This is a genomic window from Archangium minus (assembly GCF_044360475.1).
In the GTDB taxonomy this organism is placed as follows: Bacteria; Myxococcota; Myxococcia; order Myxococcales; family Myxococcaceae; genus Archangium; species Archangium minus.
Genome location: NZ_CP043494.1, coordinates 5,614,078 through 5,637,176 on the forward strand (window position 1 = coordinate 5,614,078; position 23,099 = coordinate 5,637,176).

Below are 23,099 nucleotides of genomic sequence, written 5' to 3' on the forward strand. Positions count from 1 at the left end.
GGGGAGGGCCCTTCTGCTTTCTGCCTCCTCCGGAGCCGTCCCGACATGATTCGCGCCCGCCCCGTCCGCGCTGACCGCCCCGCCGACCTCGAGCCGGCCTTCCTCCGCATGGGGCTGCCCACGCCCGCTCGCGAGTACCTGCTGGAGAAGCTGCCCTCGCTGCACGTGCTGCTCACGGGCCTGGAGCGCGAGCAGGGCCGCTTCCTCTCCGGTCTCTTCGCGGAGTCCACGGCTCCCGGGCGTGAGGAGTTCCCCTCGTGGGTCGCGGGAGATCAGCGCACGAGGCCCGGCACGGGGCTGCTCTCCGGACGCAAGGACCAGTTTGAGCGTGTGATCTCCGCGGCGAAGGAGCGGCCGGAGCTGGCAGGGCTCGCAGAGGCGCTGGCGCGCGTGCTGGCGTCCTCGCTGCCACCGGCTCCCCTGGTGCTGGGCGGGCGCACCTTCACCTTCGGGGCGCGCACGTATGTCATGGGCGTGGTGAACGTGACGCCGGACAGCTTCTCCGATGGCGGGCGTCACTTCAGCACGGAGGCCGCCGTGGCCCACGGGCTGCGGCTCGCCGAGGCCGGCGCGGACGTGCTGGACGTGGGCGGTGAGTCCACTCGACCGGGTTCTCCTCCCGTTCCCGCCGAGGAGGAGGTGGCTCGTATCCTCCCCGTCATCCAGGGCCTGCGCGCCCGCACGGACGTGCCCATCTCCGTGGATACCACCAAGGCGGCAGTGGCCCGCGAGGCGCTGAAGGCCGGCGCGGTGCTCATCAACGACATCAGCGGCTTCACCTTCGATCCCGAGCTGCCTCGTGTGACGGCCGAGGCAGGGGCTGCCTGCTGCTTGATGCACATCCAGGGCACCCCCGAGACGATGCAGAAGGACCCTCGCTACGAGGACGTGGTGGACGAGGTGCTGGCCTTCCTGGAGGAAGGTGTGGCACGAGCGGTGGCCGCGGGCGTGCCGCGCGAGCGGGTGCTGGTGGATCCGGGCATCGGCTTCGGCAAGACGCTCGGGCACAACCTCTTCCTGCTCCGGCGGCTGGAGGAGCTGCGCGTGCTGGGGCTACCGCTGTTGGTGGGCACCAGCCGCAAGGGCTTCCTGGGGAAGCTCGCGGGGGGCAAGCCGGCGACCGAACGTCTGGCCGCGACGCTGGGCTCGGTGGCAGTCATGGCCGGAGCGGGGGACGCGGACTTCGTTCGAGTACACGACGTTTCCGAGGTGAAAGACGCACTCGCGGTGGCCGATGCCGTGCGCGAAGCGCTCGAGGGAGGGTCTCTCTACCAGTCGCCGAGGGTGCGAGGGTGAGAGACATTCTCCGTCAGGGACAATGTATGAGGCGTTCCGACCTACCAAGGGGTAGGGGTGGCTTGATTGGCCGCAAGCTTGTCCAGGGAGCTTCTACTCCCTAGCTTCGGGCGCTGTGGAGGGCGGGATATAAGCCCTCGGCGTTGGCGGTCCGGCCTCACAGCCGGCCTGGAAAGGTGGAGCGGCACACTATGGCGTACAGGATGAACATGCCCCCCAAGGAAGAGAGGGCGTCTCAGCGGCTATTCGGCACGGACGGCGTCCGGGGCGTGGCCAACGTCTACCCGATGACGGCGGAAGTCGCGATGCAGCTGGGTCGTGCGCTCGCGCACCTCATCCGCAACGGGCCTCACCGGCACCGCGTCATCATCGGCAAGGACACGCGGTTGTCGGGCTACATGCTGGAGCAGGCGCTCGCCGCCGGCATCATCTCCATGGGCGTGGATGTGGACCTGGTGGGTCCTCTGCCCACCCCGGGCATCGCGAATCTCACCACCTCCATGCGCGCGGACGCGGGTGCGGTCATCTCCGCTTCGCACAACCCGTACCAGGACAACGGCATCAAGTTCTTCTGGCGCGACGGCTTCAAGCTGCCGGATGAGACGGAGGCGAAGATCGAGGAGCTGGTGGCCAGCGGCGCCATCGACTCCATCCGCCCCACCGCGACCAAGATTGGCCGGGCCTTCCGCCTCGAGGACGCGCGCGGCCGTTACATCGTCTTTCTCAAGACGACCTTCCCCCGCGAGCTGACGCTGGAGGGGCTCACGGTCGTCGTCGACTGCGCCAACGGCGCTGCCTACAAGACGGCTCCGGCGGTGCTCGAGGAGCTGGGCGCCAAGGTGATCGCGCTCGGCGTGCAGCCGGACGGCAAGAACATCAACAACAAGTGCGGCGCGCTCTACCCGGAGAACCTCGCGCGGGCGGTGGTGAAGCACGGGGCGAACGTGGGCATCGCGCTGGACGGTGACGCGGACCGCCTCATCGTCGTGGACGAGAAGGGCAAGGTGGTGGATGGCGACGCCATCATGGCCATCTGCACCGGCGAGCTCGTCACCCGCAAGGAGCTGAAGAAGAAGACGCTCGTGTCCACGGTGATGAGCAACATCGGCCTGGAGCGCGCGGTGTCTCGCTGGGGCGTGAAGGTCGTCCGCACCAAGGTGGGTGACCGCTACGTCGTCGAGGAGATGCGCAAGAACGGCTACAACATCGGTGGCGAGCAGAGCGGCCACCTCATCTTCCTGGACCACACGACCACGGGCGATGGCACCCTGGCCGCGCTCCAGCTCCTGGCCGTCATGTGCCGCCAGCAGAAGCCGGTGAGCGAGCTGGCCTCCATCTTCGAGCCGGTGCCGCAGACGCTCGTCAACGTGGTGGTGAAGCAGAAGCGCGAGCTGGGCGAGCTGCCCACGGTGATGCGCGCCATCCAGGACGTGGAGAAGAAGCTGGGCAAGGAGGGCCGGGTGCTGGTGCGCTTCTCCGGCACCGAGCCCAAGGCCCGCGTCCTCATCGAGGGCATCGACGCCGCGCGCAACGAGCAGTACGCCCGGGAGATCGCCGAGGCGCTCTCCAAGGCGCTCAACGGTTGACATCTGGTCGCTGGCCGCGAATAGAAGGGCGCGCGCGGGCCGGAGCGAGGCAAGCTCCGGTCTGATGCCCTCGCGAGGAGAGCGGCCGAGATGGGACAGCGACTGGGTGTAAATGTGGACCACGTGGCGACGCTGCGTCAGGCGCGGCGCACCACGTATCCGGATCCCGTGACGGCGGCGGCGATCGCCGAGCTGGCCGGAGCCGGGCAGATCACCATCCACCTGCGGGAGGACCGGCGTCACATTCAGGAGCGTGACCTGCGCATCCTGCGGGAGACGGTCCAGACGCTGCTCAACCTGGAGATGGCGGCCACCCAGGAGATGGTGAAGATCGCCTACGAGCACAAGCCGGACGTGGTGACGCTGGTGCCCGAGCGCCGCGAGGAGCTCACCACCGAGGGCGGGCTCGACGTAGCCGGGCAGCGCGATCACATCGCGAAGATCATCAAGAACCTCAAGGACGGGGACATCCCCGTGTCGCTGTTCATCGATCCGGACCTGGACCAGGTGCGGGCGTCGCACAAGGTGGACGCGGACCGGATCGAGCTGCACACCGGGCGCTACTGCGAGGCGCGCAACGAGCGCGAGCGTGCGCGGGAGCTGGCCCGCATCGTGGACGCGGCGAAGGCGGCGGCGCGGCTGGGCATGACCGTGGCCGCGGGCCATGGGCTCAACTACGACAACGTGCTGCCCATCGCGCGCATCCAGGAGATCGACGAGCTGAACATCGGCCACTCCATCGTCGCGCGAGCCGTGCTGGTGGGCTTCGAGCGGGCGGTGCGGGAGATGGTCGAGCTGATGCGCAACCCGGGATAGGGCGTCATGGCGATCCTCGGCCTGGGGATGGACATCTGCTCGGTGGCGCGCATCCAGCGCATCCTGGACGGGCCGCGCGCCGAGCGCTTCCTCGCACGTGTGTACACGGAGGCCGAGCGCGCGCTGTGTAGCGCGAGGGCGGACGCGGCCAGTGCTTATGCGGCTCGCTTCGCCGCCAAGGAGGCCCTGGTGAAGGCGTTGGGTGCTCCGCCGGGCATCACCTGGCTGGACATGGAGGTGGTGCGCGAGGGCGGTCCGCCGCGCTTTCGCCTCTCGGGTGTAGCGCTCGCGGAGATGGAGAAGCGGCGCGCGGAGGCCTTCCTCGCGCTCACCCATGACGCGGGGGTCGCCGCCGCGACGGTTGTCCTCCAGGAAAGGAGCTGAGTCATGCGCCGTGTCCTCACCGCCGCTCGGATGCGCGCGGCCGACCAGGCCGCCGAGTCCCGCTTCGGCATGCCGTCCCCGCTGCTGATGGAGAACGCCGGCCGGTATTTGGCGGACGCGGCGCGCGAGCTGGGCACCCCAGGCGCGCGGTACGTGGTGGTGTGCGGGCCCGGCAATAACGGGGGAGATGGGCTGGTGGCGGCGCGGTTCCTCCACGCCCACGGCCTGCGCGTGACGCTGGTGCTGGTCGGTGACCGGGCGAAGCTGACGCCCGAGTCCAAGCGCAACCTGCATGCGCTGACGCCCTATCGCATGGAGCCCCAGTCGCTCGGCACGGTGGGGGAGGCGAGGGCCGGCGACGTGGTGGTGGACGCGCTCTTCGGCACAGGGCTCACCCGGGCTCCAGCGGGAGAGTTCGCCGAGGCCATCCAGCACATGCGCCGCTGGCGTGCGGCGGGGGTGAAGGTGGTGGCCGCGGACATCCCCTCGGGGCTGCACACGGACACCGGAGAGCCCTTCGAGCCCTGCGTGGAGGCGGACCTCACCGTCACCTTCGGCTTCGTCAAGCAGGGCCAGGTGTTGGAGCCCGGCGCCACCCTGTGCGGCGAGTTGCGGTGCGTGGACATCGGCATTCCTCCCGAGGCCGTGGAGGCCCGCGAGGGTGCGGAGGTGTTCCTCGTCGAGGAGTCTGACGCGCGAGGGGCCATTGCGCCGCGCCGCTCGGATACGCACAAGGGCTCCTACGGGCACGTGCTGGTGGTGGCCGGCAGTCACGGCAAGTCCGGCGCTGCGGCCATGTCGGCCCTGGGCGCGTTGCGCGGTGGGGCGGGGCTCGTCACCGTGGCCACCCGCTCCGAGGTGGTGGAGTCAGTGCTCGGTCATACGCCCGAGGTCATGGGGTGGCCGCTGGAGAATCGAGGGCCGCTCGGCATGGCGGACCTGGAGCCTCTGCTGGCCGCGGCGGACAAGAAGGACGTGCTCGTCGTGGGCCCGGGCATCCCTCGTGGTGAGGAGACGGTGAAGCTCCTGGGGACGCTGCTCTCGCGCGTGGAGGCTCCCGCCGTGCTGGACGCGGATGCGCTCAATGCCGTCGCCACCGACCTCGAGGTGCTCCGCCGGGCAAAGGGGCCGCTGGTGCTCACTCCGCATCCGGGCGAGATGTCGCGGCTCACCGGTGTGCCCACGAAGGACCTGCAGAAGGCTCGCGTGGAGGTGGCTCGGGACTTTGCTCGCACGCACGGGGTGACGCTGGTGCTCAAGGGCGCCCGGACGCTCGTTGCGCACCACGATGGCTCCGTCTACGTGAACCCCACGGGCAACCCGGGCATGGCCACCGGTGGCATGGGCGATGTGCTGAGCGGCCTCCTGGGTGCTCTGTTGGGACAGGGTCTGAAGCTTCCCGAGGCCGCCTGGACGGCCGTGTACGCGCACGGGCTTTCGGGAGACCTCATGGTAGCCCGCCGTGGCCGGTTGGGGCTGATCGCCACAGACGTGGCCAAGGGGCTGTGCAACGTGTGGACGAGGTGGAACCGATGAGCGCGCCCTCGCTGAGCCGCACGGTGCTGTCGGGCTCGCCCGAGGAGACGCATCGGTTGGGTGTCCGGCTCGGGCAGTTGCTCCAGCCTGGGGACTTCGTGGGCCTGGTGGGCGACTTGGGCGCGGGCAAGACGCACCTGGTGCGCGGTGTGGCCGAGGGCGCGGGCGTATCGCGCTCGGAGGTGGCCAGCCCCACGTTCGCCATCGTCTACCCGTACCGGGGTCGAGTGCCGCTGTACCACGCGGACCTCTACCGACTGGCCGACTACGACGAGCTGTACGCCACGGGTTTCTTGGACCTGGTGGGAGGGGATGGCGCGGTGCTGGTGGAGTGGCTGGACAAGATTCCGCAGGCCGCGCCTCGCGAGTTCCTGCGTGTCACGCTCCGGGACACGGGCGAAGAGTCGCGTGAGCTGGTCGCGGAGGCCTGGGGCTCGAGGCCCACGCAGTTGCTCGAGGCGTGGCTGCCCGCGGCGAGCTGATGGGCGAGGACAAGCGTTACCTCATTCCGGCGGGCCTCCACCGGGTGGAGCAGGAGATTCAACGCAGCCGCTTCATCACCACGGTCGCCCACACGCCCACCGCGGAGGAGGCAAAGGCCTTCGTTGCCCGGGTCCGCGAGGAGTTTCCCGACGCGAACCACAACTGCTGGGCCTACGTGGTGGGGCCGCCCGGCTCGACCAGCACGGTGGGGATGAGTGACGACGGCGAGCCACATGGGACCGCGGGCCGGCCAATGCTCACCGCGCTGCTCCATGGCGGGGTAGGGGAGGTGGCGGCGGTCGTCACCCGCTACTTCGGTGGAACCTTGTTGGGCAAGGGTGGGCTGGTGCGGGCCTACACCGGCTGTGTCCAGCAGGCACTCGAGAGCCTGCCCACCCGCGAGCGCGTCCGGAAGGCGCGCCTCGCCGTCGAGCTGGAGTACGCGAACATCGAAGGCGTGCGCCGGTTGCTCGCCGCCTACGAAGCCGAGGTCCTCTCCGAGGAGTACGCGGTCACCGTGGGCTACCGGCTCGAGCTTCCCGTTTCCCAGGTGGACGCGTTCCGGAAGGCGCTCCTCGACGAGACCAACGGGCAGGTGCTCGTCGAGCTCGAGGAGCCGCGGGACTGACCTCGCCTACAGACGGAAGGCGAGCTTGCCCACCATCTTGCCGGAGGAGAGGGTCCGGTGCGCCTCGGCGAGCGCGGCGGGCTCCAGCACGCCCGCGTCCACCGTCAGGGTCGAGGTGAGCACGCCCTCGTCCAACAAGTCGGCCACGCGGTCGAGGATGGCCTGCTGAGTGGCCAGGTCCTTCGTGTTGTACATCGACTTCGAGAACATGAACTCCCACGAGAAGCTCGCCTTCTTGCTGAAGAGCTTTCCCATCGGCAGCGGCTGCTCGGGCTCCACGATGGACACGATGCGTCCACTCGGCGCGATCAGCTCCGCCATCGTCTCGAAGTGCGCGTCCGTGCCGACGCAGCAGAAGATGGCATCCACGTTCTTCAGGCCGAGCGCCGCGAGCTGCGTGGGCAGGTTCTCGCGGTGGTTCACCACGTGGTCCGCGCCCATCTTCTTCACCCAGTCCCGGGTGGTGTCGCGGGAGGCCGTGCCGATGACGGTCATCTTCGTCAGCCGCTTCGCCATCTGCACGACGAGCGAGCCGACGCCTCCGGCCGCCCCGATGACGAGGAGGGTGCCACCCTGCTCGACACGGAGCTGCTCGTACAGGCCCTCCCAGGCCGTGAGCGCCGTGAGGGGGATGCTCGCGGCGTGGAGGTGGTCCAGCTTGCGCGGCTTGCGGCCGACGATGCGCTCATCCACCACGTGCAGCGGCGCATTCGTGCCTTCCCGGGTGATGTCACCGGCGTAGTAGACCTCGTCGCCCTCGCGGAAGCGCTTCACCTCCGAGCCCCGAGCGACGACGACACCCGAGGCGTCCCAGCCAAGAACCCGGCCCGGTCGCTTCGCGCGCACCTTGGTGTCGACGGGATTGACGGAGACGGCCTTGACCTGGACCAGCAGATCATGCGGGCCGGGCTGAGGGACCTCGCGCTCCACGAGCTCGAATCGGCTCGTATCGGCGGGGCTGACGACGAGGACTTTCTGGGTCTTGGCGGGGGCCATGGTGGCTCTCTTTTCGGAAGAAGGTGGAACAACTCGAGGCCAGCGCCTCGAATGACCCAGAAATTGCCTTGTTCCTCGTGGATGAAAAAGGCTTCCTGGGGACGAGCACTCTTGACGAGGATTCACGAATGCAGGAGCACCGCGAGGCCATCACCGGAATGTCCATCCTGGTTGCTGTCGTCGACGCCGGCTCGCTCAGCGCCGCTGCGGCGAAGCTGGGCATGACGTCTTCCGCGGTGAGCAAGCAACTGTCGCGCCTCGAGGCCCGGCTCGGGATACGGCTGCTCCAGCGCACCACGCGCCGCATGCAGCTCACGGAGGCCGGTGCTCGCTACTGTGAGCGGGCCCGCTCCATCCTGGAGTCCATCGAATCCGTCGAGCGCGAGGCGGAGAGCGTCCAGGACACGCCCCACGGCACGCTGCGCGTCACCGCGCCGACGGTGCTCGGCCAGGTCCAGGTGATGCCGGTGGTGCTTGCCTTCCAACACGCGTATCCCGCCGTGAAGGTTCACGTCGAGCTCTCGGACCGTAGGATCGATCTCGTCGAGGAGGGCATCGATGTGGCCATCCGCATGACGGCCCAGCCGCCGTCGGCCTTCGTGGCCCGCAGGCTCGGTGATGATCGGCGCGTGCTCTGCGCCAGCCCCGACTACCTCGCCCGGGCAGGTCGCCCGCGTCGGCCCAGCGAGCTCACGGACCACGACTGCATCGTGTTCGTCGCGGGTCAGCCCGTGGAGACGTGGCACCTGCGCGCCACGGAGGACGCGGAGCACACCTCCCCCATTCGTGTCTCGGGCCGGTTGCACGTCAACAACACCCACGCCCTGCGCCAGGCCGCGCTCGCTGGACTCGGGATCGCCGACCTGCCTCGCTACCTCGTCGAGGAGGACCTCGCGGCTGGGCGGCTCGAAGCTGTCCTCGGACGCTTCATCCCGGTGGGTCGCGGGGTGTTCGCCATCTATGCGCCTGCTCCCTACGTGACGGCCAAGGTGCGCCGCTTCGTCGAGATGCTGGAAAAGACCTTCCGAGGCGGTGTTGCTGAGTGGCGAACATCGTAAGGCCCCCTCTTTCCCAGGGGACCGTTGAGAGGGAGGCTTGTCCCCCTCCTCGCTATCAGAGGGGATCCACTCCGGGTCTATCCTGTGCCCATGACCCTCTCCCACGCAGCGAAGTGCTTCCTGCTCCTCCCGCTCGCCAGCGCGATGCTGGTGGGATGTGGCGCTATCGAGCCGCCTCCCCAGGCGTACCCCCACGCCACCGTCACCTTTGACGTGACGGTGCCCAAGGACACCCCGGCCAACGCGGTCGTCACCGTGGTGGGCTCGGAGCCCTCGCTTGGTGGCGACACGGTTCCGGGCTTCCACCTGCGCCGTCAAGGCGAGCACTACGTCGGTTCGGTGCGCCTTGCTCTCGAGGCGGACGTCTCATTCGAGGTCTGGCTGGAGGACTCGTGGTGCCCCGCGCTCTCCGCGGATGGAGCGCAGTCGCCTCGCCACTCCTTCCGGGTGGAGGGGGACATGACGGTGCCCGTTACCGTGGACCGTTGGGGCTCGCCGAGCCTGGGACCCCCCAACAGGGACTGACGCTGGTCTGGGCATTGCTTGGGGAGCGGAGAATGAACGTGCGCTCCCTGCTGTCCGTTCCGTTGCTCGCGGGTCTCTTGCTGACCGGTTGCGTTGAACCGTCTTCGCCCGAGGGACCCACCGTTGATCCTCTCGTTCCTTCCTCGCCCGAGAGCCCGGAACAGCCCTCGGAACAGCCCTCGGGGCCGACCTCTCTCCGGGTCCCACTCCTTGAGGGGCTGCGGGAGTCGGGTGCTGTGCTCTTGGTCTCGCGCCTGCATGCGTCGCGTCCGGCTCAGGAGTCTGTGACGGTGGTGGGGGCAGGGTCTCAGGAATTTGAGATTCCCGGGACCCAGGGGGAGGTGCTGGCGGTGTCCGTGCTGGACCGTACCGGGGCGCTGGCGGATACCGCGATGGTGCAGGTGGGGGCTTCCACCTGGCCGGAGGAGGCGAAGCTGCCGCGTGTCCTCCGCGTGCCACAGGACTACACGAACATCCAGGCCGCGGTGGATGCCGCGAAGGCCGGGGACACGGTGCGCGTGAGCTCGGGCACCTACTTCGAGACGGTGCGCCTGAAGAGCGGAATCCGGCTGCTCGGCAGTGGCGCGCGGTGGACCGTCCTGGACGGGGGCGGCGCGCCCGTGAAGCTCGTTGACTTCTCAGGAGCCTCCGACGTGGTGGTGGCCGGGTTCACGTTCCAGAACGTGGGGACGGGGAACCTCTGCGATGACATCGACGTGATGTCCTGCAGCGGCAACTGGTACTCGTCCGCGGTCTTCGCGGATGGCCACACCGACGAGGGACAGGCGCCGACGTCGGCCCTCCTGATGCACAACATCTTCCGGAACAACTCCATCGGCGCGATGCTCTACTTCCACGCGCGCGCGGTGGTGCGCAACAACCTCTTCGTGGGCAATACCCACGGCTTCGTGGCCAACCACTTCCAGGACGTGGCGCTCGTGGCGAACAACGTCTTCTGGGAGAACACCCAGGAAGCCATCGTCAGCAGTGCGGCGTACCTGGACATCATCAACAACGTGTTGGCCCGCTCGGAGGTAGGCGTCTTCTACTCGTACATCCAGACGGGGCGCGTCCGCTGCAACGTGTTCTTCGAGAATGGTGCCAACAGAGCGGACTTCTACCTGGAGCCGCCTCGGTTCGAAATGGGCAAGGACGGCAATGTCGAGCTGGAGCCGCTCTTCTTGTCCCCGGAAGCGGGCAACTTCCACCCAGCAGCCGGCTCTCCGTTGCTCGATGCCGGATGCCTCGACAGCTTCGGGCGAGACCGGGACGGGACGCCCGAGGACATTGGGGCCTACGGAGGGCCGCTGGGCAGCTGGCAGTAAGGTTCAGGGGCGGGTGCACAGGTCCTGCACCTTCCACCGGTGCAGGATGAGGCCGCTGTCCACGCCGACGATGTCCTCCTCGTCGATGACGTGCCAGTGGTCCTCGCCTGAGAGCTGCTCGCTGGCGAGCACGAACTGCTCGAGCTGCGTCCCTGGCTTCGGTGGACCCCCGTGCAGGCGGTGCGGGCGTCTGCCCGTCTCCGGCGCCGTGTCCGACAGGAAGAGTGTCCGGTTGCGCCGCGTCGCCACCATCACGTCCCCGTTGGTCACGAGGAAGTTCATCGACGAGCGCTCCTGCGGCGCCTGTCCCGGCTCATCGGTGATGGCCGACACCAGCCCCATCGTCTCCGCGAGCGCGTACGCGACCTTCTCCACGCACGCTGGCCCCTCGAGCGACTGCCGCTTCTCCAGCCGCGTGAGGAACAAATAGAAGCAACGCTCCGAGTCCGTGGCGCCTCGGATGTTCGCCAGCAGCTCCGGGCGGATGAGGGACTCCACCGTGGCGCGGTGCCGGGCGAAGTTCTTCACCGTGCCGTTGTGCACGAAGCACCAGCGGCCATGGTTGAACGGGTGGGCGTTGCGCTTCTCCACCGCGCCCACAGAAGCCAGGCGCAGGTGCGCGACGACCGTGCGAGAGGACACACGGCTGCTTACCCGCTCGAAGTCGGGGTCGCAGTACGCGGGTCCGAGCCCGTGGGCGACGAGCGGCTGCTCGGCCTCATACGAGGCGATGCCCCAACCATCCTTGTGCTCCCTCGACTGCTGGAGAAGTGAGTTCTTCTCCGTCACGAGGGACGGGTGGACCGCAGCGGGAACAGAGGAACGAAAGCCGAAGAGACGGCACATGGTCTTCTTGTTTGATTATAACGACCGGCCCAGACGGGAAGTTCCGTCACGTCCCTCTGTCCACCTGAGGTCACGAACAGAGGGCCCGCTCGTTTTCTACCACCACATGGCCGTCTTTAATGACAATCCGTGCGTGATTGATTCCCAGGTGATAGGGAAGATGGCGATAGTTTGAACACGAAAAAACGACAATGTTTGCCGGATCTCCCACCGTAATCCGGCCGTATGTGTTCAAACCAAGGGCGAGCGCGGCCCCTCGGGTTGCGGCCCAGTAGGCTTCGGCGGCCGTCAGCCCGTTCTCCAGGCAGGCGAGTCCCAGCGTGAGGGGCAGGTTCTCACTCATGGCGGAGCCCGGGTTGAGGTTGGTGCCGAGCGCCACGTTGACGCCGGCGTCGCGTAGCTTGCGCCCAGGGGCGTAGGGCCGCACGCGCAGGAAGAGGGTGGCTGTAGGGACAAGTACGGCGGTGACACCCGCATCCGCCAGGGCGCGGATGCCCGCGTCGCTCACGTGCTCCAGGTGATCGGCGGTGATGGCCCCCAGCTCGGCTGCCAGCTCGGCGCCTCCCGAGGAGGTGAGCTGGTCCACGTGCAGCCGGGGCTTGAGCCCCAGCTTCGTGGCGGCCCCCAGAATCCGGCGGGCCTCCGCGTGGCTGAAGGCGCTCTCCTCGACGAAGATGTCGCAGAAGCGCGCCAGTCCCTGCTCGGCCACCGCGGGGATGATCTCCTTGATGCAGAGATCCATGTAGGCCTCGCGCCACTCACGGTACTCCTCGGGCACCGCGTGCGCGCACATGAGCGTGGGCACCAGCTCCAGGGGCTGGAGCGTGGAGAGCCGCTGCACCACCCGGAGCATCTTCAGCTCGTCCTGGAGCGACAGGCCGTAGCCGCTCTTCACCTCGGCGGTGGTGATGCCGTACTCCAGCATCAGCTGGAGGCGGGGCAGGGCGAGCCGGATGAGATCCTCCTCGCTGGCGAAGCGGGTGGCGCGCACGGTGTTGGCGATGCCGCCCCCGGCCTGGGCGATCTGCAGGTACGTGGCCCCCTGGCAGCGCAGGTCGAACTCGGCCGCGCGCTCACCCGCGAAGACGGCGTGGGTGTGCGGATCCACGAAGCCAGGGCCCACGAACTGCCCGTGGGCGTCCACCACGCGGGTGGAGGGGCCCACCGCGCCCTTGGGCAGGCTGCCCTCGGAGCCCACGTACCAGACCTTCCCCCGGCGCACGCCCACGCAGGCGTTGGGGCGCGGGGTGAGGGCCTGCTCGGCGGGCTCCTGGTGGGAGCCCTCCACGGTGAGCACCTCGGACGTGTTGCGGATCAGCAGCTCCAGGGTTTCCATGCGTCACTCGGTGATGCCGGGGATGCGCACGCCACGGGTCCGGGCGACCTCGACGGCTTCAGGGTAACCCGCATCGGCATGGCGCAGCACGCCCATGCCCGGGTCCGAGGTGAGCACGCGCTCGATGCGGCGCGCGGCCTCGGGGGTGCCGTCGGCGACGATAACCTGGCCGGAGTGCAGCGAGTAGCCCATGCCCACGCCGCCGCCGTGGTGGAAGGACACCCAGGACGCACCGTTCACCGCGTTGACGAGCGCGTTGAGGATGGGCCAGTCCGCCACCGCGTCCGTGCCGTCCTTCATGGACTCCGTCTCACGGTTGGGTGAGGCCACCGAGCCGCAGTCCAGGTGATCGCGCCCGATGACGATGGGGGCCTTCACCTCGCCCTTGCGCACCATCTCGTTGAAGCGCAGGCCCGCCTTGGCCCGCTCGCCGTAGCCCAACCAGCAGATGCGCGCGGGCAGACCCTGGAAGGCCACGCGCTCGCGGGCCATCTTGATCCACCGGCGCAGCGACTCCTTCTGCGGGAAGAGCTCCAGCACGGCCTCGTCCGTGCGGCGGATGTCCTCGGGGTCCCCGGAGAGGGCCACCCAGCGGAAGGGCCCGAGCCCCTCGCAGAACATGGGCCGGATGTAGGCCGGGACGAAGCCGGGGAAGTCGAAGGCGTTCTCCAGCCCGGCGAGCTGCGCCTGGGCACGGATGTTGTTGCCGTAGTCGAAGACGTGGCTGCCGGCGCGCGCGAAGTCCAGCATCGCCTCCACCTGCATGGCCATCGACTTCTGGGCCTTCTCGATGTAGCCCTTCGGATCGCGCTGGCGCAGCTCGGCCGCCGCCTCGAGCGACAGGTCCGCGGGGATGTAGCCGTTGAGCGGATCATGCGCGCTCGTCTGGTCGGTGACCAGGTCCGGCTTGAGGCCCCGGCGGTACAGCTCGCGGTACACCTGGGCAGCGTTGCCGATGATGCCGATGGAGCGGCCCACGCGCTTCTGCTGGGCCTCCTTCGCCAGGGAGATGGCCTCGTCGAGGTCCTTGGCGACGACGTCCAGGTAGCGTGTCTCCACGCGGCGCTGGGCGCGGTGCGGGTCGATCTCCACGCCGAGGAAGACGGCGTTGTTCATGGTGGCGGCCAGGGGCTGGGCGCCGCCCATGCCGCCGAGGCCACCGGAGAGGACGAGCCGGCCGGACAGGTCATCCGAGCCGAAGTGGACGCGGCCGGCCTGGGCGAAGGTCTCGTAGGTGCCCTGGAGGATGCCCTGGGTGCCGATGTAGATCCACGAGCCGGCCGTCATCTGGCCGTACATCATGAGCCCCTTCTTCTCGAGCTCGAAGAAGTGGTCCCAGTTGGCCCAGCGGCCCACGAGGTTGGAGTTGGCGATGAGGACGCGAGGGGCGTCCGGGTGGGTCCGGAGGATGCCCACGGGCTTGCCGGACTGGACCAGGAGCGTCTCCTCGTCGGTGAGGCGGCGCAGACTGTCGACGATGCGATCGAACGACGGCCAGTCGCGGGCGGCCTTGCCGATGCCGCCGTAGACGACGAGATCCTCGGGGCGCTCGGCCACGTCTGGATCCAGGTTGTTCATCAACATCCGGAGGGCCGCTTCCTGGACCCAGCCCTTACAGGACAGGGCGGTTCCACGGGGGGCACGAATGGTACGGGACATGTGTCTCCTCGGAGATTTCGCCGCGCGGAGCCTAGCCGAAGTGGGCGGGAGATGTGCGTCCGAGTTGTGGGGTTCCCACTACAGGAGACGGAATGTCCGCCATCAGCGGGAGAGGCTGGCGAGCGGGCTCCGCGGACATCAGGAGGAGGGCGTTTTGCGCCGCAGGGCGACGAACTCCGCGGCGAAGTCGAGGAACTTCAGGGCCGCGCGTTCGTGGTCTCCATCACAGTCTCGCAGATACTTCACGTGCCAGCCCTCGTAGGGCATCTCGTGCTTCTCATCGCGAAGCCAGTCCCAGAACTCCTGCCACTCCAGATCCTCGCCACCATTGAATTGGGTGTTGGATGCCCACCCGATAGTGAATGCGGCGAGTGATTCGACTGTGTCGAATCCAGTGACGGACCACAGCCCTCGTCTCTCGAGAATGCGCTTTCGTGCGTAGAGGAGTGCATCCATGAGCCCTACTCTGCGTCCACGCCACTCCTCGGGGAGTGGCTCTACCTTCGCGATCTTCTTTTCACTCATAACGTTTGCACCACCTCATACACGACGTGACTCGACGACGCCGTGCTGAGCCTCGTGAATGGTCTTCGCGACCCTCTCGCACTCGCCTGCCTTCCGGTTGGCGACAGCGAATGCGTTCTGGAAAGCCACCAGCCACCTTGGTACCCGGCCGATGTCCTCGGCAGGAGGTACTGGTTGACGACGCAGTTGAGGTCTCCCATGAGGATGCAGGCCTTGAGCCTGGCCCGGATCGACTCGTCTCCAGGCAGAGGGGGCGTGCTGAGCACGAGAGAGGGCAGGGGAGCCATCGTCCCTGGGGATGACGTCAGGCCCGGTAGTGGTAACAGGCAGAGGAGGAGGAGCAGGGCGGTGGCGGCTCCGCCTCTGGCGGATTTCGAGGCCTTCATGGGAAGCCCCAGCGTAGCGCACACTCCCCGCACGAGAGGCGGGACGTCCGGGCTGTTCCGTGCTAGCACGCACCGCGCCATGAGCCGCATCTACCGTTCGCTTCCCCCCGCTGGTACCCGTATCGGTCTTGCCTTCTCGGGTGGTCTCGACACCCGCGCCGCCGTCGCGTGGATGTCGCGCAAGGGCCTCGAGGTGTACGCCTACACCGCCGACCTCGCCCAGCCCGATGAGAAGAACCCCGCTGACATTCCCCCCGTGGCCATGCAGCACGGCGCGAAGCAGGCCCGGCTCGTGGACTGCCGCGAGGCCATGGTTCGCGAGGGCCTCGTCGCCATCCAGTGCGGCGCCTTCCACCTGTCCGTGGGCGGCAAGAAGTACTTCAACACCACGCCGCTCGGTCGCGCCGTCACCACCACCGCCATCGTCCGCGCCATGCGCGAGGACGACGTGCACGTCTTCGGCGACGGCAGCACCCACAAGGGCAACGACATCCAGCGGTTCTACCGCTACGGCATCCTCGTGGACCCGGAGCTGCGCATCTACAAGCCCTGGTTGGACCAGGAGTTCGTCAACGCCTTCGGTGGCCGCAAGGAGATGAGCGAGTACCTGATCTCCATCGGCCTGTCCTACAAGATGGGCACCGAGAAGGCCTACTCCACCGACGCCAACGTGCTCGGCGCCACGCACGAGGCCAAGGACCTGGAGCACCTGGACAAGGGCATGAACATCGTGGAGCCCATCATGGGTGTGGCCCACTGGCGCCCCGAGGTGGACATCCGCCCCGAGCGCGTCACCGTGGAGTTCGCCCAGGGCCTGCCCGTGTCCCTCAACGGCAAGCGCTTCCCGTCCATCTTCGAGCTCTTCCTGGAGTGCAACCGCATCGGCGGGCGGCACGGCCTGGGCATGAGCGATCAGCTCGAGAACCGCGTCATCGACGCCAAGAGCCGCGGCATCTACGAGGCTCCCGGCATGGCGCTGCTGCACATCGTCTACGAGCGCCTGCTGTCGGCCATCCACAACGAGTCCACCACCGACCTCTACTTCACCCTGGGTCGCCGCCTCGGCCGCTTCCTCTACGAGGGCAAGTGGTTCGACCCTGAGGCGCTGATGCTCAAGGACTCGCTCACGCGGTGGGTGGCGCCCAGCATCACCGGCAGTGTCACCCTGGAGCTGCGCCGCGGCGACGACTACACCCTGCTCGACACCCAGGCCGAGCACATGGCCTACGATCCGAGCAAGCTCTCCATGGAGAAGGTCGCCAGCGCCTTCACCCCGGAGGACCGCATCGGCGCCTTGGAGATGCAGAACCTCTCCGTGGGCGACAACCGCGGCCTGCTGCTGCACCACCTCTCCAGCATCCGCCGCCTCTCCGGTGGCACCACCGGCACTGGCATCTCGCAGTTGCTGGGTGACGGCGAGGAGGAGTGAGCGCCCTGGCGCCGTGCCGCCTATGCTCGCGGCATGGCGCCTGCCGTTCATGCTCCCGTCCGGGCTCGTGAGCTCGGCATCGCGCCGGGCATCTTCCGCCCGGGCGAACACAATCGAGCCTCTTCCGCTCGACCGGGTGCGCGAGCTGCTGGTCCGGTACGACACCCCGTCGCGGTAGTCGTTCCGAGACGGAGCGGATCTACTTCGCCAGCTCGACCTTCTCCAGGTACTCGGGGATGTAGGCCGGCCAGCCGCGGGCCTCGACCCGTCCCTTGAGTGCCTGGAGCGCGGAGGGCTCGCCGTGGACGAGCAGCGTCTGGCGCGGCGGAGCCTCGAAGCCGTCCATCCAGCGCAGGGTCTCCGTCCAATCCGCGTGCGCCGAGAAGCCGCTCACCGTGCGGACCTCCGCCTCCACGCGCACGAACTGGCCGTGGATCTTGATCTCCTTCTCGCCGTCCAGCATGCGCCGGCCGCGCGAGCCCTCGGACTGGTAGCCCACGAAGAGCACGGTGTTGCGCGGGTCCGGCAGCCGGTTCTTCAGGTGGTGGAGGATGCGGCCCCCAGTGGCCATGCCCGAGGCGGAGATGATGATGCCCGGGCCTTCGCGCTGGTTGAGCCGCTTGCTATCAAGCGGCGAGGTGATGAAGCGCGTGCGCTTCGTGGCCAGAGGGGACTCGCCTCGCTCCACGATGGCGGACATGTCCAGGTCATGCTCCTCCGCGTGCGCCAGGTAGATGGGGGTGGCATCACACGCCATGGGCGAGTCCACGAAGACGTCCAGCTCCGGGATGCGTCCCTCCCGCTCCAGATTGCCCAGGTGGTAGAGCAGCTCCTGGGTACGGCCCACGGAGAAGGCGGGGATGACGAGCATGCCCTTGCGCTCGTAGGCGCTCACCACGGCCTCGCACAGCGCATCCACCGGCCGCTTGTCCCCATGCTCGCGGTCCCCATAGGTGCTCTCCACCACGAGCGTGGTGGCCGAGCGGATCGTCTGCGGATCCCTCAGGATCGGAGCGTGGTAGCGGCCCAGGTCCCCGCTGAACACCACGCGCTGGTTCGTTCGCTCCAGGTGGAATACGCACAGCGCCGAGCCGAGGATGTGCCCCGCCCGGTAGAAGGTGAGGGTGATGCCGGGGAGGATCTCCTTGGTGCGCTCGTAGCCGAAGGTCTCGAAGAGCTTCAGCGCGCGCTGGGCGTCCTCCACCGAGTAGAGGGGCAGGGCGGGGTGGTGCTTGGAGAAGCCCTCCTTGTTGGCGTAGCGGGCCTCTTCCTCCTGGAGGTGTGCCGAGTCCGGGAGGAGCAGCGCGGACAAGTCTCTTGTGCCGGGCGTGCTGTAGACGGGTCCGTGGAAGCCGTCACGCACCACGCGGGGCAGGCTGCCCGTGTGATCAATGTGGGCGTGCGTGAGGACGATGGCGTCGAGGCTCTTGGGTGGCACGGGCAGGGCCCGCCAGTTGCGCTGGCGCAGCTCCTTGCGCCCCTGGAAGAGGCCGCAATCGATGAGCACCCGCTTGCCCTGGTACTCGAGGAGAAACTTGGAACCGGTGACGGTTCCCGCGGCGCCGAGGAATTGGATGGAGGCCATGCCCGGCACTCTACCCCAGCTGCTTCCCTGAGACGGCGAGCCCTCCTATCCTCTCCACTTGCGGAACACGTGAGCGCCTGGCTTCACGCGAACCGTTTCAGCAGGAGGAGATGCGAGCCATGAATCGAGCGAAGAATTCCTCGTGGTGGAGTGCGGTGCTGGTCGGTGGGTTGTTGCTGGCGCTGCCGGCGGCGGCGCAGGGGAAGGGAAAGGGGAAGGGGAATGACCCGGAGACGTGCAGGTCCGAGTGCTCGGCGAAGGCCAACGCGGCGGCGGAGTCCTGCGCCCTGGCCTGCCCGAAGCAGGACGCGAACAATGGAGAGGCCGCTGGGAAGTGCATGGCTCGCTGCTCGGAGAAGTTCCGTTCCGCCAGCGAGTCCTGCGAGAAGACCTGTCCGGCCATCAAGAAGCCGGAGCAGCTTCACTAAGTGCGCCGGAGGCGTGGGGTTCTCGCGCTCACGCCTCTCGCGAGAACGCCCGGTACACCGAGGCGAAGCCCACCGCGGCCAGGCCCGCTAGGAACAGCAGCGGGCCTGCCAGCAGCCCTCCGTGCACGAGCATCCAGATAAGGCCGAGCACCACCACCCCGATGGGTGAGAAGCGCAACCAGTTGGGTCTCGGCACCTCGGGGCGCAGCGCCATGACGCCCAGCACCGCGAGGAGCAGCAGCTCCATGGATACGGAGAACGGCTGGTCCCAGCCCTTGTCGTAGGACTCCTCGAGCAGGTTGTAGAGGAAGTCGTCGGACGGGCGCGGCGCGTCCATCACGCGCAGCTCCGGCGGAGCCTGGGGCACCGGACCCGTGCTGTGCGTTGAGGCTCGTGTGGGCACCCACGTGAGGAACAGCGCCGTCAGGCACAGCGCCATGCCCCCGAGCGCCACCGGGGCCACTCCCTGGAGCAACTGGCGCGGCTCGAAGAGGCGGCTCCACCCGTGCTCACCCACGTACACCTTGCGGTACTGGTCGAAGCCGAGCAGCCCCGCGCCCGCCAACCACAGCAGCGGTGTCAGGCCGATACCGAGCATCCGGATCGCCAGCGCCGCCGTCACCACCACGAACACCGCCGGCACCACCGGGCGCAGCAGGCTGTCGGGCACCCAATCCACCAGGGGGTGCTTCTGGCCGGCCTCGCGCAGCTCGCGCGCCGTCACCAGCCACCCTCCCGCGAAGACGACCAGGGACCAGAAGGGTCCCACTCCCGCGAAGAAGGGCAGGATGGAGAGCACCAGCGCTACCCCCACGAGCCCCACGCCCAGCACGCTCGGCGAGTGCCCTGGGACGTGCGCCAGCCACACCGGTCCCTCGTACGGCGGCTTCGGGGGCAGGCCCGGATCCGTGCGCTCGTCCTCATTGTTCACGCGCACCGGGCGCGGTTGAGGCTCCGTGTCCTCGGCTTCGTCCTGGGTGGAGACCGCAGGCGCCGCACTGGTGCTCCGCGATCTCCCCGACGTCTGGATGGCGGCGCGGGTGCCTGTCCGGCGAAGGGAGCCAGGTGGGGGCGTGGGCATCGTCGCCCCACAGTTCTCGCAGTAGCGCAGGGTGTTGTCCCTGGCGCCCTCTCCGCACTCCTTGCACCGCATGGGCTACGGCCTCCGGCACCCGGGGCGCTCGGGCCCTCGGGTCTTACCTCACGGACTCTACTGGAGTTCCGAGGCTACTGCTTCGCGGTCGGGGCGCTCGCGGACAGCTCCTTGAGCCAGTTCGCCAGCGACTCCGGATCGATCGGTCCCACGTGCTTGCCCCGGATGACGCCCTGCGCGTCGATGAAGTACGTCTCCGGCACGCCAGCCACGCCGTAGTCCACCGCCACCTGCGAGCCGGGATCCACCAGCTGAGGGAAGCTCGCGCCCAGCTGCAACAGGAACTGCCGCGCGTTGTCCTCGGTGTCCTCGAAGATGAAGCCCAGGAACTGGGCCTGGCTGCCGAACTCCCGCGCGCCCCACTCGAGCACCGGGTGCTCCATCTTGCAGGGCCCGCACCAGGACGCCCAGAAGTTGATGACCACGGGCCGGCCCTTGAACTGCTCCAGGCTCACCCGCATCCCGCTGTCCAGCGCCCGCAGCGTGAAGGGCGGTGCCGGCTGGCCCTTGAGCATGAAGGGCACCTCGCGCGGGTTGCTGCCGAAGCCCTTGTAGAGCACCGCCAGCAGGCCCAGGCACACGACGACGAAGCTGAGCGTGACGCGCCACTTCATGCCGCACCCCGATTCATCTCACTGCCTGCCTCGGGCGGAGCACCCGCCGCCGGCGTCTCGGCCTGCGCCACCGCGCGCGCCTTCCGCGACGGCCACAGCGCGATCAGCGTCCCCAGCACCAGCACGGGGATGCTCCACCAGATCCACCCCACCAGCGGGAAGATCCACGCGTTGAAGCTCGCCGTGCCCCGCTCCTCGGAGAAGGCCATCAGCGACAGGTAGAGGTCTTCCTTCACCGTCTCGCGCACCGCCGGCGTGCCCACCGGATCCGTCATGCGCTCGTAGTAGTTCATCCGGGGCGCCAGCTCGCTGACGCTGCCGTCCGGCGCCGTCACCTGCACCTTCGTGGCCACGTAGGTGCGGTGCGGCTCCTGGCCGCTGGTGAGCCCCAGGTACTTCACCTGGTAGTTGCCAATCTTGAGCGTCTCGTTCAGGCGCACCGTGCCCGAGGTATGCGTCACGTACGCCGACGAGCCCGCCACGGCCACGAAGATGATGACGATGCCCAGGTGCACGATGTAGCCGCCGAAGCGCCGCCGCGCCTTGGTGGCGCTGCCCACGAGCGCCGTGACGAAGCCCTCCTTGCGCTCGCTCATGCGCACCTTCACCGGCAGCGCCAGCTCGCGCAGGGTGATGACGGTGACGAAGCCCGCCAGCCCGAAGGTGAGCAGCGGGTAGAAGCCCCGCAGGCCGCCCGCCAGGCACGCGCCCACCACCGCCAGGCCCACCGCCGCCGGCACCCAGAAGCGCTCGCGCACCGTCTTCGGATCCGAGCTACCCCACGGCAGCATTGGGCCCACACCCATGAGGAACAGCACCATCACACCGCCGGGCACCGCCATCTTGTTGAAGTACGGCTCGCCCACGCTCACCCGGATGCCGCGCAGGGCCTCGGAGATGAGCGGGTAGAGCGTGCCCAGCAGCACCGTGAAGGTGATGGCCACGAACACCAGGTTGTTCACCAGGACGGTGGCCTCGCGCGACAGCATCGACTTGAGGCTGCTCTCGGCCACCAGCAGGTGTCCGCGCGTGGCCAGCAGCGCGATGGACACGAACAGCAGCACGGCGATGAACACCAGGAACGTGGGGCCGATGTCCGACTGCGTGAAGCTGTGCACCGAGTTGAAGATGCCGCTTCGGGTCATGAACGTGCCCAGGATGGTGAGCACGAAGCTGGAGAGCACCAGGCTCAGCGTCCACAGCTTCAGCATCTTCTTGCGCTCGTGCACCAGCGTGGAGTGCATGAACGCGGTGGACGTCAGCCACGGCAGGAAGGACGCGTTCTCCACCGGATCCCACGCCCAGTAGCCGCCCCAGCCGAGCACCGCGTACGCCCACCACGAGCCGAGGATGATGCCGATGGACAGGAACAGCCACGCCACCAGCGTCCAGCGGCGCAGGGGCGCCATCCACGCATCGCCCATCTCGCCGCGCAGCAGCGCGGCCACGCCGATGCCGAAGGGCACCGTCATGCCCACGTAGCCCAGGTACAGCATGGGCGGGTGGATGATCATCAGCCAGTGGTTCTGCAGCAGCGCGTTGGGTCCCGGCCCGTCCATGGGCACAGGCGACACCGCGTGGAACGGGTTGGCCGGCCCGGCGATCAGGAAGGTGAAGAAGACGCCCACCGCCAGCATGGTGCCCAGCGCCAGGGACATGTAGCGCGCGTGCTCGCGACGGTGCACCACCGCGAAGGCCAGCACGTACGAGCCCATGATGAGGCCCCAGAAGAGGATGGAGCCCTCGAGCGCGCTCCACAGCGAGACGATCTTGAAGACCGTCGGCGTGGCGCGGCTGCCCACCTGCGCGACGTACTGGACGCTGAAGTCATTGGTGAGGAGCGCCCACTCCATCACCACGTTGGCGCCGAGCATGCAGGCGAAGAAGCCCCACACGCACCGCATCACCCACGGGAAGGCCGCGTCGTCGCGGCGCATCCCGCCCACCAGGCCTACCAGTGCTCCGAAGCTCGCGAACGCGAGCCCCCCGAGCACCAGCCCGTATCCGAGCGTCGCGTTCACTGAGTCCTCGCCGCCGTGGTGGCTTCCTGCTTCTGCATCTCTTCAAACATCTTCTTCACGTCGTCGTCCGTCTTCGGCGCCCGGTACTCATTGGAGTGGTTCACCATGAGCCGGCTGCCCTGGAAGACCTGGGACTTGTCGAAGGTGCCTTCCACCACCACGCCGATGCGCTCGCGGAACATCTGCGGGGGCACCTCGCTGGTGCGCACCAGCACGTGGGCCGCGCCGGGCTCCTCGCTGTCCATCACGCGGAAGTGCAGGGTGGTGTGTTGCTCGTTCCACTGGATGCTGCCCGGCTGCACCTGGCCGCCCAGGCGGATGGTGGGGCCATAGGCCTTCTCACCCTGGGCCATCATCTCCGAGGGCCGCCAGTAATAGACGAGGTTCTCACCAATGTTGCCGAAGGCCACCAGCGTCAGGCCAGCACCGGCCACCAGCAGGGCTACCACGGCGATGAGACGGTTGCGCGTCTGCTGCGTCATGG

The 23,099-nt window shown here is 68.3% G+C and carries 22 protein-coding genes; 12 read left to right on the top strand and 10 right to left on the bottom strand.

Going from position 1 to position 23,099, the window contains the following annotated elements; genetic code table 11:
• The first annotated feature begins 45 nt into the window (after positions 1–45).
• From folP to F0U60_RS22950, 7 genes are all read left to right on the top strand, one after another.
• Complete coding sequence (gene folP, locus F0U60_RS22920; protein WP_395823297.1) at positions 46–1,296, top strand: dihydropteroate synthase; 1,251 nt, start codon at positions 46–48, stop codon at positions 1,294–1,296.
• A 191-nt stretch (positions 1,297–1,487) separates the two neighbouring features.
• Positions 1,488–2,882, top strand: coding sequence for a phosphoglucosamine mutase (gene glmM, locus F0U60_RS22925; protein ID WP_395823299.1), 1,395 nt, complete (start codon positions 1,488–1,490; stop codon positions 2,880–2,882).
• Between the two features lie 90 nt (positions 2,883–2,972).
• Complete coding sequence (locus tag F0U60_RS22930; protein WP_203404163.1) at positions 2,973–3,698, top strand: pyridoxine 5'-phosphate synthase; 726 nt, start codon at positions 2,973–2,975, stop codon at positions 3,696–3,698.
• A gap of 6 nt (positions 3,699–3,704) precedes the next feature.
• On the top strand, positions 3,705–4,082 hold the full coding sequence (acpS, locus tag F0U60_RS22935) for a holo-ACP synthase (protein WP_395823302.1): 378 nt from the start codon (positions 3,705–3,707) through the stop codon (positions 4,080–4,082).
• Positions 4,083–4,085: 3 nt separating this feature from the next.
• Positions 4,086–5,618, top strand: a complete 1,533-nt coding sequence (locus tag F0U60_RS22940) for an NAD(P)H-hydrate dehydratase (RefSeq protein ID WP_395823304.1) — start codon at positions 4,086–4,088, stop codon at positions 5,616–5,618.
• Complete coding sequence (gene tsaE, locus F0U60_RS22945; RefSeq protein ID WP_395823306.1) at positions 5,615–6,100, top strand: tRNA (adenosine(37)-N6)-threonylcarbamoyltransferase complex ATPase subunit type 1 TsaE; 486 nt, start codon at positions 5,615–5,617, stop codon at positions 6,098–6,100. The genes F0U60_RS22940 and tsaE overlap by 4 nt, the downstream gene beginning before the upstream one ends.
• On the top strand, positions 6,079–6,729 hold the full coding sequence (locus F0U60_RS22950) for a YigZ family protein (RefSeq protein WP_395823308.1): 651 nt from the start codon (positions 6,079–6,081) through the stop codon (positions 6,727–6,729). Before tsaE ends, F0U60_RS22950 begins: the two co-directional genes overlap by 22 nt.
• Before the next feature lie 6 nt (positions 6,730–6,735).
• Here the strand turns inward: F0U60_RS22950 and F0U60_RS22955 are convergent, their stop codons facing one another.
• Complete coding sequence (locus tag F0U60_RS22955; RefSeq protein WP_395823310.1) at positions 6,736–7,725, bottom strand: zinc-binding alcohol dehydrogenase family protein; 990 nt, start codon at positions 7,723–7,725, stop codon at positions 6,736–6,738.
• A 128-nt stretch (positions 7,726–7,853) separates the two neighbouring features.
• Here F0U60_RS22955 and F0U60_RS22960 point away from each other — a divergent pair, with 128 nt between their 5' ends.
• The 3 genes from F0U60_RS22960 (at position 7,854) to F0U60_RS22970 (ending at position 10,633) form a co-directional block, all read left to right on the top strand.
• The gene (locus F0U60_RS22960; protein WP_395823312.1) at positions 7,854–8,783 is read left to right on the top strand and encodes a LysR family transcriptional regulator; all 930 of its coding nucleotides are present in this window, start codon (positions 7,854–7,856) and stop codon (positions 8,781–8,783) included.
• Positions 8,784–8,873: 90 nt separating this feature from the next.
• Positions 8,874–9,308, top strand: coding sequence for a hypothetical protein (locus tag F0U60_RS22965; protein WP_395823314.1), 435 nt, complete (start codon positions 8,874–8,876; stop codon positions 9,306–9,308).
• A 236-nt stretch (positions 9,309–9,544) separates the two neighbouring features.
• The gene (locus tag F0U60_RS22970; RefSeq protein WP_395823316.1) at positions 9,545–10,633 is read left to right on the top strand and encodes a nitrous oxide reductase family maturation protein NosD; all 1,089 of its coding nucleotides are present in this window, start codon (positions 9,545–9,547) and stop codon (positions 10,631–10,633) included.
• A gap of 3 nt (positions 10,634–10,636) precedes the next feature.
• Here F0U60_RS22970 and F0U60_RS22975 read toward each other — a convergent pair whose 3' ends face one another.
• From F0U60_RS22975 to F0U60_RS22990, 4 genes are all read right to left on the bottom strand, one after another.
• Positions 10,637–11,479, bottom strand: coding sequence for a class II glutamine amidotransferase (locus F0U60_RS22975; protein WP_395823318.1), 843 nt, complete (start codon positions 11,477–11,479; stop codon positions 10,637–10,639).
• 70 nt (positions 11,480–11,549) lie between these two features.
• Positions 11,550–12,815, bottom strand: a complete 1,266-nt coding sequence (gene hutI / locus F0U60_RS22980; RefSeq protein WP_395823320.1) for an imidazolonepropionase — start codon at positions 12,813–12,815, stop codon at positions 11,550–11,552.
• A 3-nt stretch (positions 12,816–12,818) separates the two neighbouring features.
• On the bottom strand, positions 12,819–14,474 hold the full coding sequence (hutU, locus tag F0U60_RS22985) for a urocanate hydratase (RefSeq protein WP_395823322.1): 1,656 nt from the start codon (positions 14,472–14,474) through the stop codon (positions 12,819–12,821).
• Positions 14,475–14,612: 138 nt separating this feature from the next.
• Positions 14,613–14,999, bottom strand: a complete 387-nt coding sequence (locus tag F0U60_RS22990) for a hypothetical protein (RefSeq protein ID WP_395823324.1) — start codon at positions 14,997–14,999, stop codon at positions 14,613–14,615.
• 465 nt (positions 15,000–15,464) lie between these two features.
• On the opposite strand from F0U60_RS22990, the gene argG reads away from it, so the two are divergent.
• Positions 15,465–16,814 (top strand): argininosuccinate synthase, encoded by a 1,350-nt coding sequence (argG, locus tag F0U60_RS22995; RefSeq protein ID WP_395823326.1) that lies wholly within the window; start codon positions 15,465–15,467, stop codon positions 16,812–16,814.
• Between the two features lie 199 nt (positions 16,815–17,013).
• Here argG and F0U60_RS23000 read toward each other — a convergent pair whose 3' ends face one another.
• The gene (locus tag F0U60_RS23000) at positions 17,014–18,399 is read right to left on the bottom strand and encodes an MBL fold metallo-hydrolase (RefSeq protein WP_395823328.1); all 1,386 of its coding nucleotides are present in this window, start codon (positions 18,397–18,399) and stop codon (positions 17,014–17,016) included.
• Between the two features lie 119 nt (positions 18,400–18,518).
• Between F0U60_RS23000 and F0U60_RS23005 the strand changes: the two genes are divergently transcribed.
• Positions 18,519–18,827, top strand: a complete 309-nt coding sequence (locus tag F0U60_RS23005; RefSeq protein ID WP_395823330.1) for a hypothetical protein — start codon at positions 18,519–18,521, stop codon at positions 18,825–18,827.
• Positions 18,828–18,855: 28 nt separating this feature from the next.
• Here F0U60_RS23005 and F0U60_RS23010 read toward each other — a convergent pair whose 3' ends face one another.
• The 4 genes from F0U60_RS23010 to F0U60_RS23025 form a co-directional block, all read right to left on the bottom strand.
• Positions 18,856–19,980, bottom strand: coding sequence for a zinc ribbon domain-containing protein (locus tag F0U60_RS23010; RefSeq protein WP_395823332.1), 1,125 nt, complete (start codon positions 19,978–19,980; stop codon positions 18,856–18,858).
• Positions 19,981–20,054: 74 nt separating this feature from the next.
• Positions 20,055–20,594, bottom strand: a complete 540-nt coding sequence (locus tag F0U60_RS23015) for a TlpA family protein disulfide reductase (protein ID WP_395823334.1) — start codon at positions 20,592–20,594, stop codon at positions 20,055–20,057.
• Positions 20,591–22,615, bottom strand: a complete 2,025-nt coding sequence (locus tag F0U60_RS23020) for a heme lyase CcmF/NrfE family subunit (RefSeq protein WP_395823336.1) — start codon at positions 22,613–22,615, stop codon at positions 20,591–20,593. The genes F0U60_RS23015 and F0U60_RS23020 overlap by 4 nt, the downstream gene beginning before the upstream one ends.
• Positions 22,612–23,097, bottom strand: a complete 486-nt coding sequence (locus tag F0U60_RS23025) for a cytochrome c maturation protein CcmE (protein ID WP_395823338.1) — start codon at positions 23,095–23,097, stop codon at positions 22,612–22,614. Before F0U60_RS23025 ends, F0U60_RS23020 begins: the two co-directional genes overlap by 4 nt.
• Positions 23,098–23,099: the final 2 nt, after the last annotated feature.

What these genes read in the sequence shown, in the direction of transcription:
- F0U60_RS23010 (WP_395823332.1), bottom strand. Translation starts at nt 19,980, where the DNA reads ATGCGGTGCAAGGAGTGCGGAGAGGGCGCCAGGGACAACACCCTGCGC.
- F0U60_RS23000 (WP_395823328.1), bottom strand. Translation starts at nt 18,399, where the DNA reads ATGGCCTCCATCCAATTCCTCGGCGCCGCGGGAACCGTCACCGGTTCC.
- F0U60_RS22990 (WP_395823324.1), bottom strand. Translation starts at nt 14,999, where the DNA reads ATGAGTGAAAAGAAGATCGCGAAGGTAGAGCCACTCCCCGAGGAGTGG.
- F0U60_RS22975 (WP_395823318.1), bottom strand. Translation starts at nt 11,479, where the DNA reads ATGTGCCGTCTCTTCGGCTTTCGTTCCTCTGTTCCCGCTGCGGTCCAC.
- glmM (WP_395823299.1), top strand. Translation starts at nt 1,488, where the DNA reads ATGGCGTACAGGATGAACATGCCCCCCAAGGAAGAGAGGGCGTCTCAG.
- folP (WP_395823297.1), top strand. Translation starts at nt 46, where the DNA reads ATGATTCGCGCCCGCCCCGTCCGCGCTGACCGCCCCGCCGACCTCGAG.
- F0U60_RS22955 (WP_395823310.1), bottom strand. Translation starts at nt 7,725, where the DNA reads ATGGCCCCCGCCAAGACCCAGAAAGTCCTCGTCGTCAGCCCCGCCGAT.
- F0U60_RS22940 (WP_395823304.1), top strand. Translation starts at nt 4,086, where the DNA reads ATGCGCCGTGTCCTCACCGCCGCTCGGATGCGCGCGGCCGACCAGGCC.
- F0U60_RS22965 (WP_395823314.1), top strand. Translation starts at nt 8,874, where the DNA reads ATGACCCTCTCCCACGCAGCGAAGTGCTTCCTGCTCCTCCCGCTCGCC.
- hutU (WP_395823322.1), bottom strand. Translation starts at nt 14,474, where the DNA reads ATGTCCCGTACCATTCGTGCCCCCCGTGGAACCGCCCTGTCCTGTAAG.
- F0U60_RS23015 (WP_395823334.1), bottom strand. Translation starts at nt 20,594, where the DNA reads ATGAAGTGGCGCGTCACGCTCAGCTTCGTCGTCGTGTGCCTGGGCCTG.
- argG (WP_395823326.1), top strand. Translation starts at nt 15,465, where the DNA reads ATGAGCCGCATCTACCGTTCGCTTCCCCCCGCTGGTACCCGTATCGGT.
- F0U60_RS23025 (WP_395823338.1), bottom strand. Translation starts at nt 23,097, where the DNA reads ATGACGCAGCAGACGCGCAACCGTCTCATCGCCGTGGTAGCCCTGCTG.
- F0U60_RS22960 (WP_395823312.1), top strand. Translation starts at nt 7,854, where the DNA reads ATGCAGGAGCACCGCGAGGCCATCACCGGAATGTCCATCCTGGTTGCT.
- F0U60_RS23005 (WP_395823330.1), top strand. Translation starts at nt 18,519, where the DNA reads ATGAATCGAGCGAAGAATTCCTCGTGGTGGAGTGCGGTGCTGGTCGGT.
- tsaE (WP_395823306.1), top strand. Translation starts at nt 5,615, where the DNA reads ATGAGCGCGCCCTCGCTGAGCCGCACGGTGCTGTCGGGCTCGCCCGAG.
- hutI (WP_395823320.1), bottom strand. Translation starts at nt 12,815, where the DNA reads ATGGAAACCCTGGAGCTGCTGATCCGCAACACGTCCGAGGTGCTCACC.
- F0U60_RS22930 (WP_203404163.1), top strand. Translation starts at nt 2,973, where the DNA reads ATGGGACAGCGACTGGGTGTAAATGTGGACCACGTGGCGACGCTGCGT.
- acpS (WP_395823302.1), top strand. Translation starts at nt 3,705, where the DNA reads ATGGCGATCCTCGGCCTGGGGATGGACATCTGCTCGGTGGCGCGCATC.